10 protein-coding genes are annotated in these 15,428 nt (G+C 70.5%); 7 read left to right on the top strand and 3 right to left on the bottom strand.

All coding sequences use genetic code 11. The features are described 5' to 3' along the window. The first annotated feature begins 155 nt into the window (after positions 1-155). The 7 genes from BMW88_RS18615 (at position 156) to mmuM (ending at position 10,050) form a co-directional block, all read left to right on the top strand. Positions 156-1,088, top strand: a complete 933-nt coding sequence (locus BMW88_RS18615; RefSeq protein WP_089952261.1) for a pectate lyase family protein — start codon at positions 156-158, stop codon at positions 1,086-1,088. Between the two features lie 243 nt (positions 1,089-1,331). Next, positions 1,332-4,208, top strand: a complete 2,877-nt coding sequence (locus BMW88_RS18610; protein WP_089952259.1) for a glycoside hydrolase family 48 protein — start codon at positions 1,332-1,334, stop codon at positions 4,206-4,208. 11 nt (positions 4,209-4,219) lie between these two features. After that, complete coding sequence (locus BMW88_RS18605) at positions 4,220-5,494, top strand: lytic polysaccharide monooxygenase (protein ID WP_089952257.1); 1,275 nt, start codon at positions 4,220-4,222, stop codon at positions 5,492-5,494. Then, complete coding sequence (locus BMW88_RS18600) at positions 5,494-5,946, top strand: hypothetical protein (protein WP_143116138.1); 453 nt, start codon at positions 5,494-5,496, stop codon at positions 5,944-5,946. Before BMW88_RS18605 ends, BMW88_RS18600 begins: the two co-directional genes overlap by 1 nt. 19 nt (positions 5,947-5,965) lie before the next feature. Continuing rightward, a complete protein-coding gene (locus BMW88_RS18595; protein WP_089952254.1) occupies positions 5,966-7,708 on the top strand; it encodes a glycoside hydrolase family 6 protein in 1,743 nt (580 codons plus the stop codon). A 235-nt stretch (positions 7,709-7,943) separates the two neighbouring features. After that, complete coding sequence (locus BMW88_RS18590) at positions 7,944-8,969, top strand: LacI family DNA-binding transcriptional regulator (protein WP_218148119.1); 1,026 nt, start codon at positions 7,944-7,946, stop codon at positions 8,967-8,969. A 184-nt stretch (positions 8,970-9,153) separates the two neighbouring features. Beyond that, on the top strand, positions 9,154-10,050 hold the full coding sequence (mmuM, locus tag BMW88_RS18585; RefSeq protein WP_281249416.1) for a homocysteine S-methyltransferase: 897 nt from the start codon (positions 9,154-9,156) through the stop codon (positions 10,048-10,050). A 160-nt stretch (positions 10,051-10,210) separates the two neighbouring features. On the opposite strand, the gene BMW88_RS18580 is transcribed toward mmuM, so the two are convergent. The 3 genes from BMW88_RS18580 to BMW88_RS18570 all read right to left on the bottom strand — a co-directional run. Then, the gene (locus BMW88_RS18580; RefSeq protein WP_089952248.1) at positions 10,211-13,045 is read right to left on the bottom strand and encodes a glycosyl hydrolase family 95 catalytic domain-containing protein; all 2,835 of its coding nucleotides are present in this window, start codon (positions 13,043-13,045) and stop codon (positions 10,211-10,213) included. Between the two features lie 24 nt (positions 13,046-13,069). Then, the gene (locus BMW88_RS18575) at positions 13,070-14,413 is read right to left on the bottom strand and encodes an extracellular catalytic domain type 1 short-chain-length polyhydroxyalkanoate depolymerase (RefSeq protein WP_245777897.1); all 1,344 of its coding nucleotides are present in this window, start codon (positions 14,411-14,413) and stop codon (positions 13,070-13,072) included. Positions 14,414-14,752: 339 nt separating this feature from the next. Further along, a partial coding sequence (locus BMW88_RS18570) for an endo-1,4-beta-xylanase (protein WP_177221183.1) occupies positions 14,753-15,428 on the bottom strand: 676 nt, incomplete at its 5' end.

The following is a 15,428-nucleotide window of genomic DNA, read 5'->3' as shown; positions in this document are numbered from 1 at the left end:
GTGCCGGGGCTTTATCTTTCGGCGGGAAACCCGGCTGAGAATTTCTGTCGATCGATATCGAACCTTCGAGTCGAATATCTTCGAATTGGTTGACCCCGGTGTTCCCGGCTGGTTGTGTGAGTTCTACCGTCGCTCACTCATTTTGGGAGCGTTGAATGATTCCAAAACGCGCAGCATTGATTTCCGCCGTCGCGCTGGTTCTCGGCGCGGTGTCCGTTCCCCCGGCGACCGCCGCACCGTTCGGGCTGGTCGGCTGGGCCACCCAGGGCGGTGGCACGACCGGTGGCGGCAGCGCCGCGCCGGTCACCGTCACCACCGCGTCCGCGTTCGTCGCGGCCGTGGGGTCGTCGAGTCCCGCCGTGGTGCGGGTGTCCGGCACGATCTCGCTGTCGAGCATGACGAAGGTCGCCTCGAACAAGACCATCGAGGGAGTCGGCTCGAGCTCGGCGATCACCGGTCAGGGTCTCAACATCTCCAACGCCTCGAACGTGATCGTGCGAAACCTGAACTTCCGGAGCTGGGGTGACGACGCGGTCAACGTCCAGTACTCGACCCGCGTCTGGATCGACCACAACACCTTCTCCAACGGTTATGACGGCGCTGTCGACGTCAAGCGGGCCTCCGACTACGTCACGGTGTCCTGGAACAAGTTCACCAGTCACAACAAGACGATGCTGCTGGGCCACAGCGACGGCAACGGCTCGGAGGACCGCGGCAAGCTCCGGGTGACCTACCACCACAACTGGTTCGACGGCACGCAGCAGCGCCACCCGCGGGTGCGCTTCGGCAACCCGGTGCACGTCTACAACAACTATTACGGCGGTGTGACCGACTACGGCGTCGCGTCGACCGTCGAGGCCGGCGTCCTCGTCGAAGGCAACTACTTCGAGAACACCGAGGACCCGTTCCACCGGGGTGAGGGCAGTTCGCCCGGTGGGTCGCTCGTGGCGCGCAACAACCACTTCGTCAACTCGGGAACGGGTGACCAGGGCGGCTCGGTGAAGAGCCTGCCCTACTCGTACCCGCTCGACAGCGCGAGCAGCGTGAAGAGCGTGGTCACGGCCGGTGCGGGAGCCGGTCGCGGCTGACGTGCCCAGGGGGCGTCCCGGGTGGCCGGGACGCCCCCGTCGCCGTCTGGGACCGCTCCCAGAATTCCACTCGAAGAGAGCAGTAAGAGGAACTGGAAGACGAGTGCTCATGGAGCCACATGGCCGAATCTGCGCCGCCGTTCAGTTCAAGAGTCGCTGCACCTGGGGCCGGTTGGCGGATGTGGCCCGCGTTACAGTGCTGTGAACTCTGGGAGCGCTCCCAGTTGTCGAGAGGGCGGCGGCATGACTCGACGAACACTGGCGTTGACGGTCGTGGCGGTGGTGCTGACCGGCGGGGTACCCGCCGTGGCGGCACCTGCCGCGGCGGCCTGCACCGTCACCTATCAGGTCACCAACGAGTGGAACAACGGATTCGGCGCTGCTGTGTCGATCCGCAACGACGGCGATGCGCTGAACGGCTGGAACCTGACCTGGACGTTCCCCGACGGGCAACGCGTCAGCCAGGGCTGGAACGGCGGCTTCACGCAGAACGGCGCCGTCGTGACCGTGACCAACCCCGACTGGGCGCGTGCGCTGCCCTCGGGTGGCACGGCGCAGGTCGGGTTCAACGGCACCAAGGGCTCGACGAACCGGCCACCGACGGACTTCGCCGTGAACGGCGTGTCCTGCACCGGTCCCAACCAGGCACCGTCCGTGGCGCTGACCGCGCCCACCAGCGGCGGCACCTACACCCTTCCCGCGCAGATCCCGCTGGAGGCGGCCGCGCAGGACAGCGACGGCACGGTGGCGAAGGTCGACTTCTACGCCGGCGACCAGCTCATCGCGACGGACACCAGCGCGCCGTTCAGCGGCACGTGGACGTCGGCACCGGCCGGTGACCACAGCATCACGGCGCGGGCCACGGACAACCGCGGGGCTGTCACGACCTCGGCGCCGGCGGCGGTCAAGGTGCTGTCCGGACCCGCGGTCCTGGCGTCACCGAGCACGGTGTCGGTCAAGCAGGGCCAGACGGCGACGTTCGACGTCTCGCTCGCCACGGCACCGAGCCAGCCCGTCACCGTCACGATCGCGCGCAGCGGCAGCGCGGACCTGACGGCGACCCCGGCGACGTTCACGCTCTCCGGCACCGCGAAGCAGACGGTGACGGTGACGTCGGCGGGCAACGGCGGTGAGCTCGGGACCGCGACGTTCACCGCGTCGGCCTCCGGCCACAACCCGGCGACCGTGACGGTCAAGGAGCTCGACCCGTCCACCTCGGACTTCAACAAGGCGTTCCTCGACCAGTACAACAAGATCAAGGACCCGGCGAGCGGCTACTTCCGCAAGTTCGGCGACCTGCTCGTGCCGTACCACTCGGTCGAGACGCTGATGGTGGAGGCACCGGACCACGGTCACCAGACCACGTCCGAGGCGTTCAGCTACTACCTGTGGCTGGAGGCGAGCTACGGCCGCGTCACCGGTGACTGGGCGCCGTTCAAGTCCGCGTTCGCGTCGATGGAGAAGTACATCATCCCGGCGAAGGCCGACCAGCCGACCAACGACAAGTACGACCCGTCGAAGCCGGCGACCTACGCGCCCGAGCACCCCAGGATGGACGCCTACCCGTCGACGCTGGACGGCACCGTTCCGGTGGGCCAGGACCCGATCGCGGGAGAGCTGAAGTCCGCGTACGGCACGTCGGACGTCTACGGCATGCACTGGCTGATCGACGTCGACAACACCTACGGCTTCGGCCGGTGCGGTGACGGCACGACGGCTCCCGCGTACATCAACACCTACCAGCGCGGCTCGTCGGAGTCGGTGTGGGAGACGATCCCGCAGCCCTCGTGCGACACCTTCAAGCACGGTGGCCCCAACGGCTTCCTGGACCTGTTCACCAAGGACTCGTCCTACGCCAAGCAGTGGAAGTACACCAACGCACCGGACGCGGACGCCCGCGTGGTGCAGGTGGCACTGCTCGCCCAGCAGTGGGCCACGGCCCAGGGCAAGGCCGGGGACATCGCCAGCGAGATCGGCAAGTCCGCGAAGATGGGCGACTACCTGCGGTACGCCATGTTCGACAAGTACTTCAAGCGCATCGGCAACTGCAACAGCCCCTCGTCGTGCCCCGGCGCGACCGGCAAGAACAGCGCGCACTACCTGATGTCCTGGTACTACGCGTGGGGCGGTGCGACCGACACGTCCGCCGGTTGGGCGTGGCGCATCGGTGACGGTGCCTCGCACCAGGGTTACCAGAACCCGTTGGCGGCGTACGCGTTGTCGAAGGTGCCCGCGCTCAAGCCGTTGTCCGCCACCGGGCAGCAGGACTGGGCGACGAGCCTCGACCGCCAGCTCGAGATGCTGCAGTGGCTGCAGTCGGCCGACGGCGGTCTGGCCGGCGGTGTCACGAACAGCTGGGAGGGCCAGTACGCCTCGCCTCCCGCGGGCACGCCGACGTTCTACGGCATGTACTACGACGCCCACCCGGTGTGGCGCGACCCGCCGAGCAACCGGTGGTTCGGCTTCCAGGTGTGGGGCATCGAGCGCACGGCGGCGCTGTACCAGATGACCGGTGACGCGCGCGCCAAGAAGATCCTCGACAAGTGGGTGCCGTGGGCGATCGCGAACACCACGACCGGCACGGACTTCCGGATCCCCTCGGACCTCGAGTGGACCGGAGCCCCGGACACGTGGAACGCCACCAACCCCGGCGCGAACGCGAACCTGCGGGTGCGCGTGCTCAACCACAGCCAGGACGTCGGTGTGGCCGCGTCGTACGCCAAGGTGCTGCTGAACTACGCGGCGAAGTCGGGCAACGCCCAGGCCAAGGCCACGGGTGAGGCACTGCTGACCGGGTTGCTCGCGCACCAGGACAGCCTCGGCATCACGACGCCGGAGACCCGCACGGACTACAACCGGTTCGACGACGTCTACAACGCCGCGAACGGCGAAGGCCCGTACGTGCCGCCGGGCTGGACCGGCAAGATGCCGAACGGCGACCAGATCGGGCAGGGCTCGTCGTTCCTGTCGATGCGGTCCATGTTCCGCAACGACCCGCAGTGGCCGAAGGTCCAGGCCTACCTGGACGGCGGACCGGCACCCACGTTCACCTACCACCGCTTCTGGGCGCAGGCCGAGATCGCCACCGCGTTCGCCCTGCACGCAGAGCTCTACGGGTGAGGAGTAGCGAGATGAGAAAACGCCTGGCAGCACTCGTGCTCGTCGCCGCGACGACCGGTGCGGTCCTCGTGCACACCGGTGGCACGGCGGTCGCGCACGGGTCGATGGTCTGGCCCGGTAGCCGCACCTACCTCTGCTACGAGGACGGCCGAGCCGGCGGCGGTGGCGGTGACCTCAACCCCACCAACCCGGCGTGTGTCGCGGCCGTCGCGCAGGGCGGGAAGCAGCCGTTGTGGGACTGGTTCGGCAACCTGATCAGCAACGCCGCCGGACGCCACCGGGAGATCGTGCCCGACGGCAGCCTGTGCGGACCCACCACGAAGTTCGCCGCCTACAACCTCGCCCGTGCCGACTGGCCCGCGACGCAGGTGCAGGCGAACTCCACGGTGACGTTCCGGTACAACGCGTGGGCGCCGCACCCCGGCACCTGGGAGCAGTACGTCACCAAGGACGGCTACGACCCGACGAAGCCGCTCAAGTGGTCGGACCTCGAGTCCGTGCCGTTCGACAAGGTGACGAACCCGCCGCTGGCCAACGGTGAGTACGCGTGGCAGGCCCGGTTGCCCAACAAGACGGGCCGGCACATCATCTACTCGCTGTGGCAGCGCTCGGACAGCCCCGAGGCGTTCTACAGCTGCTCGGACGTCGTCTTCGGCGGTGGCACCGGTACGCCGGACACCCGTCCGCCGTCGACGCCCGGCACGCCGGTCGCGTCCGCTGTCACCAGCAGCTCGGTGCGGCTCGAGTGGCCGGCCTCGACGGACGACCAGGGCGTGACCTCCTACCGCGTCTACCGCGGTGACCAGGTCGTCGCCACCTCGGCCACGAACTCGGTGACGGTGAGCGGGCTGAGCCCGAACACCGACTACTCCTTCACCGTGGTCGCGACGGATGCCGCGGGCAACGCTTCCACAGCGTCGCCGGGCGTCGCGGTCAGAACCACCGACGGCGGCGGTGCCGGTGGTTCCTGCACCGTGACCTACGCGCGGCCGAGCACGTGGAGCGGGGGCTTCACCGCGAACGTGACGGTGTCCAACAGCGGCACCGAAGCGATCCGCGCGTGGCAGCTCGTGTGGGACTTCCCGGCAGGCCAGCAGCTCACGCAGGCCTGGTCGTCGACCATCACGGTCGCGGACGGGAAGGCCACCGCGAAGGGCGTGTCGTACAACGCGGACCTGGCACCCGGCGGCACCGCGTCGTTCGGGTTCAACGCGACGACGACATCGGCCGCACCGGCCAACCCGACGTCCTTCTCGCTCAACGGTTCGGCGTGCGCCGTCCGGTGATGAGGGCACTGCTCGCCCTCCTGGTGGTGGGTTCGGTCGCGTTCGCCCTCCTCGTCGGGCGCGCCGAACCCACCCCGGACCTCAGCAGGGGAGTCGACGGCATCGCCGCCTGGCTGCACCGGCTGACCGACGAGTGCGCGACGGTCCGGCGGGACGAGGACTTCGCGGAGTTCGCCGGTCCGGTGCGCGCCAAGGTCTACGCGCCGTACATCGCGGAGTGGGGGACCTGCACCAAGGAGCCGTACGAACGGCTCGGGCTGCTGGTCCTGCGGCCAGGACTGGAACAGGCCTGGCGGACGGCGCTCGCGAAGGGCGAGGTCCGGGGCGACCCGGACCTCGCCTTCGGGGACGGCTTCGCGCTGACGGGTTCGGAGGGCATGGAGTACCTGGGACTGAACAGACTCGAGTGCACGCCCACCGCGTGTTCACTCATCCCGATCAAACACCATTGAAGACAGGAGATCCGGAGCAATGAGGCTCAACGGACAAAGGCGGTGGGCTGCGGCGGGTGTCGCGGTCGCCACCGCCGTGGCGACGTTCGGGGTGGCGCTCAGCGCACCCGCGGGCGCCGCACCTGGTTGCCGTGTGGACTACAAGGCGAACAGCTGGGGTGGAGGTCAGTTCGGTGCCTCGGTGAAGATCACCAACCTGGGTGACGCCGTGTCGGGCGGCTGGACCCTCAAGTTCAGCTTCCCCGGCAGCCAGCGCGTCGCACAGGGGTGGAGCGCGAACTGGTCGCAGTCGGGTGCGGACGTGACCGCGACGAGCATGTCGTGGAACGGCAACCTGGGCACCGGCGCCTCCATCGACATCGGCTTCAACGGCAGCGGCGCCGGCACCAACGACGCCAACCCGTCGACGTTCACCCTGAACGGCACCACGTGCACCGGTGACGTCGGGCCGACGACCACGACGACGACCACGACGACCACGACCACGACCACGTCCAACGGTCCTGGCCCCGGCAAGGTCGACAACCCGTACGTGGGCGCGAAGCAGTACGTGAACCCGGACTGGGCGGCCAAGGCGAACGCCGAGCCCGGTGGCAGCCGCATCGCGAACCAGCCGACCGGTGTGTGGATGGACCGCATCGCGGCCATCGCGGGCACGGTCGACTCCCGCGGTCTGGTCGGACACCTGGACGAGGCGGTGCGCCAGGCGGCGGGCTCACCGCTCGTCATCCAGGTGGTGATCTACAACCTGCCCGGTCGCGACTGCTCGGCGCTGGCGTCGAACGGTGAGCTCAAGCCCACCGAGATCGACCGCTACAAGACCGAGTACATCGACCCGATCGCCGAGATCTTCGCCAGGCCCGCGTACAAGGACCTGCGGATCGTGACGACGGTGGAGATCGACTCGCTGCCGAACCTGATCACCAACGTGACGCCGCGCCCGACCGCTGTGGCGGCGTGCGACGTGATGAAGGCGAACGGCAACTACGTCACCGGTGTCGGCTACGCGCTCGCGAAGCTGGGTGCGGTGCCGAACGTCTACAACTACCTCGACATCGGCCACCACGGCTGGATCGGCTGGGACGACAACTTCGGCGCCACCGCCGAGCTGCTGTTCCAGGCGGCGAACGCCTCCGGCAGCACGAAGGCGAACGTGCAGGGCTTCATCGCCAACACCGCGAACTACGGCGCGTTGAAGGAGCCCTACTTCAAGATCGAGGACTCGGTGAACGGCACGTCGGTCCGCCAGTCGAAGTGGGTGGACTGGAACCGCTACGTCGACGAGCTGTCCTACGCGCAGGCGTTCCGCCAGCGGGCCGTGCAGGCGGGCTTCGACGCGAACGTCGGCATGCTGATCGACACCAGCCGCAACGGCTGGGGCGGCAGTGCCCGTCCGACGGGCCCCGGCCCCACGACGAACGTGGACGCCTACGTCAACGGCGGCAAGCTGGACCGCCGCATCCACCTCGGCAACTGGTGCAATCAGTCCGGGGCCGGCCTGGGCGAGCGCCCGAAGGCGGCGCCGGAGCCGGGCATCGACGCGTACGTGTGGATGAAGCCCCCGGGCGAGTCCGACGGCGCGAGCAAGGAGATCCCGAACACCGAGGGCAAGGGCGCCGACAAGATGTGCGACCCGACCTACACCGGCAACATCCGCAACGGCAACAACATGTCGGGTGCGCTGCCGGACGCCCCGTTGTCCGGCAAGTGGTTCTCCGCGCAGTTCCAGGAGCTCATGCGCAACGCCTACCCGGCGCTCTGAGCATGAGGATGTGAGCGTGCCCATGCGGCTGGCCCCGTTCTGCGAGGCCACGCCGCGTGGGCCTGCTCTCCCTGACCTGCTGTGGTTTCCGTCGGGCAAGTTTCCAGACGCTCCCAAATTCGTCTGGACCACCTGAACTGCGCAATGTTAACGCGCACATAACACTTGATGTAGTCAGAAGGCGCTTCCTATGGTGTCGGCACGCTCGATCAGTGCAAGCGGGAAGGGAGGCTGTGTGGTCACCATCGCGGACGTGGCACGGCATGCCGGGGTCGCCCCGAGCACGGTCTCCTACGTGTTGACGGGCAAGCGGTCGATCTCCGCGGACACGAAGTCGCGGGTCCGGGAGAGCATCAGGGCGCTGGGGTACCAGCCGCACGCCTCGGACCGCGCGCTGTCGGCCGGCCGGACGAACGTGATCGGGCTGGTGCTGCCGCTGCGGGCCGGCACGCACCTGCCGGCGGTGATGCGCTTCGTCACCGCCGCCGTCACGACCGCGCGCAGGTACGACATGGACCTGTTGCTGATGACCGCGGACGACGGCGCGGCGGGCCTGCGCCGGGCGGCGAACAGCGCCCAGGTCGACGGTTTCCTCGTGATGGACGTGGAGATGGACGACGACCGGGTGCCGTTGCTCCGGCAGCTCTCCAAACCCTCCGTCCTCATCGGACACCCGGCGGCCGCGCGGGGACTCACCTGCGTGGACCTGGACTTCGAGGCGGCGGGCGCGAAGTGCGTCGACCACCTCGCCGACCTCGGCCACCGCTCCATCGGTTTCCTCGGCGCGCCGAGCGCGGTGTACCGGCGCGGCACCGGCTTCGCCCACCGGACGATGAACGGCTTCAGCGCGGCGGCGATGCGCAGGGGAGTGGCGGCGACGGCGCTGTCCGTCGAGGGCGACCACGACTCGGTGCTCAGGGCGACCAAGGCCCTCGTCCGCGCGCACCCGTCGATGACGGCGCTGGTGGTGCACAACGAGGCCGCGCTCGGCTGGATCGTCGGCTGCCTGCGCGCGGCCGGCCGCCAGGTCCCCGGCGACGTCGCCGTGGTCGCGATCTGCCCGGACGAGCTGGCCGAGCAGACCTCGCCGCTGCTCACCTCGGTGCGGTTGCCCGCGGAGGAGCTTGGCAGGCACGCCGTCGACCTGCTCGTCGCCAAGCTGGAGGGCAAGCAGCCGCCACCGCTGGTGCTGCTGCCACCCCGGCTGTCGAGGCGGGCGAGCACCCCGGACCCCGCCGCTCACCGCGGCGCGACGGGCTGACCGGCCCGCTCCCGGCGGGCCGGGACGAGACGGGCGGTCGCGGGGACACGAGGCCAGGTGCGGAAATGCGGCGCGCACCGGGCCACCGCGTCCCGAAGATCGTCCTGGAGGAGTGCGCGACCTACGGCGGAGCGGCTCTCGCGCACTCCTCCCCTCATCGTGGCCGGGCCGTAAACTCGCCGGCGTGGAACTGGCGGACGCTCTGGCACGCGGGACGGTGGTGCTCGACGGCGGCATGTCCACCGTGCTGGAGCTCGCCGGGCACGACCTCTCCGACGAGCTGTGGTCGGCCCGGTTGCTGCTCACCGACCCCGGCGCCGTGCGCGCGGCGCACCTCGCCTACTACCGGGCCGGCGCCGAGGTCGCCATCACCGCGAGCTACCAGGCGAGCTTCGCCGGCTTCGCGCACCGGGGGATCGGCGACACCGAGGCGGAGCGCCTGCTGCGGTCGAGCGTGGCGCTCGCCAGGTCCGCCGCGTCCGATGTGGATGGTCAGCGCTGGGTGGCGGCGTCGATCGGACCGTACGGTGCCGTGCTGGCGGACGGCTCGGAGTACCGCGGCCGCTACGGCCTGACCCGGCGGGAGCTGGTCGAGTTCCACCGCAGGCGTCTCGAGGTGCTCTGGGAGGCAGGGCCCGACGTGCTGGCGGTCGAGACCGTCCCGGACGTCGACGAGGCCGAGGCGGTGCTGGAGGTGCTGCGCGGCAGCGGCGTGCCCGCCTGGCTCTCCTACAGCGCCCGCGGCGACCGGACGTGCGCCGGACAACCGCTCGAGGAGGCGTTCGCGGTCGCGGCGGGAATCGACGAGGTGATCGCCGTCGGGGTGAACTGCTGTGCGCCCGGCGACGTGGCGGGCGCGGTGGCCGCGGCCCGGCGGGTGACCGGGCTGCCGGTGGTGGTGTACCCGAACAGCGGTGAGCGGTGGGACGCGGCGCGGCGGTCCTGGACCGGGGACGGGGCCGGGTTCGTCCCGCCGGTGCGGGAGTGGGTCGGTGCGGGTGCTCGGCTGGTGGGCGGTTGTTGCCGGACGGGACCGGAGGACATCGCGGCGTTGGCGGAGGGCTTGGCCGTGAGGTCGTGAGTGGCGCGAGGCCGGACGCCGTCGGGGGGCGACCGAAGGGCTTGGCCGTGACGTCGTGAGCGACCCGCCCCGGCCGACCGACAGACCACCCGCCGCCGCCACGACCGGGGCCAGCTCCGGCGAGAACACCCGTCCACGCCGAGCGCGGGGCGGAACGGCGTCAGACCGGTTGGAGTTGGAAGCGCTGGTGGTCGGCGCCGGTCACCGTCCACTGGGACATCCGGGCGCCGTCGGCGGCCGAGGCCTCCCAGACGTCCAGCGCGAGGCCGCTCTGCCTGTTGACCAGGCTGACCACCCCGCCGCCGTGGTCGACCACCCGCCACTGCGCGGCGGCCGAGCCGGTGTCGGGCTGCTGGGTGACGTCCGCTCCGCTGGCCTGGCTCGCGGCCTGGACCACCAGGCCGCTGTGCCGGGCGCGGACGCGGTGGTACCCGCCGCCGGCGTCGACGAAGTCGAACTGCTGGTTCTGCCCGCCGGTCGGGGACCACTGCTGCAGCAGCGCACCGGGTGCGGTCGACACGCCGCTGATGTCGGCGACCTTCCCGCTGTGCCGGGCGACGAGCCGGTAGTGGACGCCGGGCAGGACCGGTGTGCCCGATCCCCGGCCCGTCGCCTGGTAAGTGTGTCCGGCGAGGACGGGGAACGCGACGACGTCGGGCTCCGGCCTGGTCGGCTGGACCGCGGTGCCGGCCGACGTGTCCCGCAGCTCGAACGTGCCGGTGAAGACCCGGTTCCTGATCCGGACGGTGCCGTCGCGGTCCGGCGTCACGGACAGGCTGACGGAGCCGTCGGCGCTCCAGGTCGCACCGACGGTGTGGCCGCCGCGTCCCCGCAGGCCGGTGACGCTGCCCGCCGGCCAGGCCGGTGGCAGCGCCGGCAGGACGTGCAGCTCGCCGTTGTGGCTGTGCAGGAGCATCTCCGCGATGCCGGAGGTCGCGCCGAAGTTGCCGTCGATCTGGAACGGCGGGTGCAGGTCGAACATGTTGGGCGCCAGGCGCTCCGTCGTCACGAGCGACCGGAGGAGCTGGTGCGCCCTGGCACCCTCCTCCAGCCGCGCCCAGAAGTTGATCTTCCAGGCGAGCGACCACCCGGTGCCCGCGTCGCCGCGCAGCTCCAGGGTGCGGCGGGCCGCGGCGTGCAACTGGGGGGTGCCGCGCCTGGTGATCTGGTTGCTCGGGTGCAGGCCGTAGAGGTGCGAGACGTGCCGGTGGTTCGGCTCGGTCTCCGTCCAGTCGTGCAGCCACTCCATCACGTTGCCCCGTGCCCCGATCCGCGTCGGGGCGAGCCGCTGCCGGGCCGTCCGCACCTGCGTGCGGAAGTCGGCGTCGACGCCCAGCACCTCGGACGCGCTCGCGCAGCCGTCGAACAGGTCCCGCAGGATCTGCATGTCCATCGTCGGCCCGGCGCAGACGCTCGCGTTCGCGTGGTGGTTGAGCTCCGGCGAGTTGGACGGGTTGGTGACGAGGTGGCCGAGGCTCGGCTCGGTGACGAGCGTGTCGAGGAAGAACTGCGCGCAGCCCTTGAGCGCCGGGTAGTACGTGCGCAGGAAACCGAGGTCACCGGTGAACAGGTAGTGGTCCCAGATCAGCGTCGAGAGCCACGCCCCGCCCGTCTGCCACATCCCCGCCGCGGCGAAGTCGACGACCGAGGCGCCGCGCCAGGCGTCGGTGTTGTGGTGGGTGACCCAGCCGCGGGCGTTGTACTGCGCCTGCGCGGTGCGGGCGCCCGTCACGGTGAGGTCGTTGATCATGCGGAACACCGGCTGGAAGCACTCGCCGAGGTTGGTGGTGTCCGCCGGCCAGTAGTTCATCGGCAGGTTGGCGTTGATCGTGTACTTCGAGTCCCAGGACGGGCTCATCTGGTCGTTCCAGATGCCCTGCAGGTTCGCCGGTTGCGTGCCGGGGCGGGACGACGAGATCAACAGGTAGCGGCCGTACTGGAACAGCAGCGCGGAGAACTGCGGGTCGTTCGTGCCGGAGTGCCGGGAGATCCGGACGTCGGTCGGCTGGTCGGCCGCCGCCGTGCGCCCGAGGTCCAGCGACACGCGCCCGAACAGGGCCTGGTAGTCCGCGACGTGGCGGGCGCGCAGCGCGTCGTGGGAGAGGGCGTGGGCGGCCGTCAGGCGGGTGCGGGCGATGCCCTGGTGGTCGCCGTTGACCGTGCGGAAGTCGACGTAGCCGGTGCCGATGGAGACCAGCAGCGTCACCGCGTTCGCGCCGGCGACCCGCAGCGTCCCGCCGGAGCTCGTGACGGTGCCGCCCTCGGCGACCGCCCTCGCCAGCGCGAGGAAGCGCACCGCGCCGGCGATGCCGCGGTGCGTGCCGGAGACGCCCTCCAGCGCGATCGTCGCCGAGTCCGCGCTGGACGTGGTGGTGCGCTGCGGTGAGCTGAAGGCTGCGGTGAACGAGATCGAGCCGGGCGTCTCCGCAGTCAGGCGCACCACGATCACCTGGTCCGGCGCGCTCGCGAACACCTCGCGGCGGAAGCGCACGTTGTTCGCGGTGTAGGTCGTGACCGTCGTCGCGGTCGTGAGGTCCAGCCACCGCTGGTAACCGGACGCCGTCGCGGACGGCAGCGTCAGCCGCAGGTCGCCCACCGGCTGGTAGGCCATCTGCCCGGCCGGGCTGCCCAGCATCGTCTGGTCGATCAACGACTGCGCCTGCGTCCACTGGCCGGCGAACACCAGCCGGCGGATCTCGGCGAGGGCGCCGGCGCCCCGCGGGTTGCTGTAGTCGTGCGGGCCGCCCGCCCAGACCGTGTCCTCGTTGAGCTGGAGGCGTTCGGTGTCGGTGTTGCCGAACACCATCGCGCCGAGGCGGCCGTTGCCGACCGGCAGTGCGCGCAACCAGTCGGTCCCGGCGGGCCGGTCGTACCACAGCGACAGGTCGGCGGGCGCGCGCACGTCCGCGGAGGCGGGGCCGGCCGTCCACCCCGCCCGCGTCAGCGCCACACCCGCTCCCAGCCTCATGAGCTGCCGGCGGTTCAGATCGGGCATGGCCGTCCTCCAATGGTGTGCCTGTCAGACCACGGTGCACCGCACGCCGTTGAGCGTGAAGCCGTCCGCGGGCGCGCTGTTGCCCGTGTGCGTGGCCTGGAAGCCGATGGACACCTGGGTGCCCGGCTGGATGTTCGCGTTGTAGTCGACGTTCCGGGCGGTCACCTGGCCGGTGGTGGGGGAGTAGCCGGCACTCCAGCCGCCCGTGATGGTATGCCCGCCGGGCAGCGTGAACTGCAGCTCCCAGCCGTTCACCGCCGTCGGCGAGGTGTTGGTGATGCTGATCGTCTCGGTCAGACCGGTGTTCCAGGCGCTGACCGAGGTCTTGACCGAGCAGCCCTGGGACGGCGGCGGAGTGGTGGTGGTGGTGGTGGTGGTGGTGGTGGTCGTTGTCGTGGTGGTCGTGGTGGTCGTCGGCGGGCGGTCCAGGCCGAGGAAGGTGATGGCGTGGCCGACCATCCCGGCGGTCGGCACGTCGTGCCCGGTGCCCTGGGCGCTGATTCCCTCGACGACCGCCGCGGCGCCGGTCGCGCCGTACCGGGTGCGGGTCCAGTTCGGCTGCGGCTGGTCGGTGCTCACGGGTGTCCTGCTCACCCCGTGCACGTTCGTCCACTGGTCGAGCGCCTCGCCGAAGTTCGGGTAGGCCAGGGTGGTGTCGTTGGTGCCGTGCCACAGCTGCATCCGCGGGTAGCGGCCGGTGTAGCCGGGGTACATGGCCCTCGCCTGGTCGCCCCACTGCTGCGGGGTCTTCAGCAGCGTTCCGCCCGAGCACTGGCTGTTCCACAGCGAGCCGTCGGTCGTGGCGAAACAGCCGGCCGGGACACCGGCGAAGGCCGATCCGGCGCTGAACACGTCCGGGTACTGCGCGGCCAGCACGTTGGTCATCATCGCGCCGGACGAGATGCCCGCGACGACAATGCGCGCCGGGTCGACGTTGTAGCGCTGACGCGCGTGCGACACCATCGACATGATTCCGGTGGAGTCACTACCGCCGTTGCGGCGCAACGCGTTCGCGGTGGACACGTCGAAGCAGCGGCCCTCCCGCGTGGCCTCCGGGTAGACGATCACGTACCCGTTCCGGTCGGCGGCGGTGACGAAGTCGCGCCCACCGCCGTTGTGCACCGCGCTCGCCGATCCGGTGCAGTAGTGCACCATCACGAGCAGAGCGGGCCGCGCCGCGACGTTGTCGGGGGCGTAGACGTACATGTTCAGGCCGGTCGGGTTGGTGCCGAAGTTCGTCACCCGGACCAGGGACGCGGCGAGCGCCGGCTGGGGCACGAACGACAGCGCGACGGCCGCGATCAGCACCAGCGCGGTCGCGATGATTCCGGCGAGGCTGAAGCCGTCCAGGCGGGTGCGGGCGTTCACGACGCACCGCACATGGTGCCGGTCGGCGTGGTGACCGGGTTTCCGGCGGCCGGACGCGCGGAGCCGGCCTGCGCCGGTGGGAGTTGGGCGTGGAAGTTCGTGGTGGTCATGGTGACCTCGTCTGCTCGCTGGGTGGACGCCCGTTCCGGCTCCAGGGCAGGGCCTGGCCGCCGGACAGGGTGGAGGAGGTCCGCCAGGAGTTCGCGGCGGTGGAACCGGTGGCGGTCACGATCAGCTCCGGAGCGGGGCGGTCACCGCCCGCCCCGCCAGGCCGGCGCCCGCGGCGGACGTGTCGTCCGATCCGCGGGGCCCGCCCGTCCGTCGTGCGGTGCGGAAGCGTCAGCTCGCGGTGCAGGCCGGGTTCAGGCCGGAGCCGCTTCCGGTGCCCTGGAAGCCGAACTCGGTGGACCCGCCGGCGGGCACGGAGCCGTTGAAGTCCACATTGGACCAGGTGACGGTTCCATTGGTGCCGCTGCGGTTCGCGTTCCACGAGTTGGTCACGGTGCCGTTCGGCAACGTGGTGGCCACGCTCCAGCCGCGCAGGGCGCTCGACCCCGCGGCGACCTTGACCGTGGCGACGAACCCGTCGCCCCACTGGTTCAGCGACACCGTCGCGGTGCAGCCGCCGGGTCCGGGACCGTTGCTCGTCGTCGTGGTGGTCGTCGTGGTCGTGGTGGGGCCGGGTCCGCCTGCGTTGAGGGCGTCCAGCACGGCGGTGTAGGCGGGCTTCTTGGCGCCGGAGCTGGTGAACAGCAACGGGTTCTCACCCGTGCGCCAGGAGTCGCTGTCGCGGATGCCCCACACCGTGATACCGGTGCACCGGGCCACCGCCAGACACGCCCTGGTCACCGCGCCGTAGGCGTTGGCCTGGTTCGCACCGGCGATGTCGAGCTCGGTGATCTGCACATCCACACCCAGATCCGCGAACCGCTGGATGTTGGCCTGCATGTCCGACGGCGCGGTGTTGGTCAGATGCGCCTGCAACCCCACGCAGTCGATCGGCACACCACGGGCC

The sequence above is a fragment of the Lentzea xinjiangensis genome (genome assembly GCF_900110955.1).
GTDB classification, from domain to species: domain Bacteria; phylum Actinomycetota; class Actinomycetes; order Mycobacteriales; family Pseudonocardiaceae; genus Lentzea; species Lentzea xinjiangensis.
This window is presented reverse-complemented; position numbering and strand designations above follow the sequence as displayed.

Coding starts and splice junctions, on each gene's coding strand:
- BMW88_RS18600 (WP_143116138.1), top strand. CDS start 5,494: ATGAGGGCACTGCTCGCCCTCCTGGTGGTGGGTTCGGTCGCGTTCGCC.
- BMW88_RS18580 (WP_089952248.1), bottom strand. CDS start 13,045: ATGCCCGATCTGAACCGCCGGCAGCTCATGAGGCTGGGAGCGGGTGTG.
- BMW88_RS18615 (WP_089952261.1), top strand. CDS start 156: ATGATTCCAAAACGCGCAGCATTGATTTCCGCCGTCGCGCTGGTTCTC.
- BMW88_RS18605 (WP_089952257.1), top strand. CDS start 4,220: ATGAGAAAACGCCTGGCAGCACTCGTGCTCGTCGCCGCGACGACCGGT.
- BMW88_RS18610 (WP_089952259.1), top strand. CDS start 1,332: ATGACTCGACGAACACTGGCGTTGACGGTCGTGGCGGTGGTGCTGACC.
- BMW88_RS18595 (WP_089952254.1), top strand. CDS start 5,966: ATGAGGCTCAACGGACAAAGGCGGTGGGCTGCGGCGGGTGTCGCGGTC.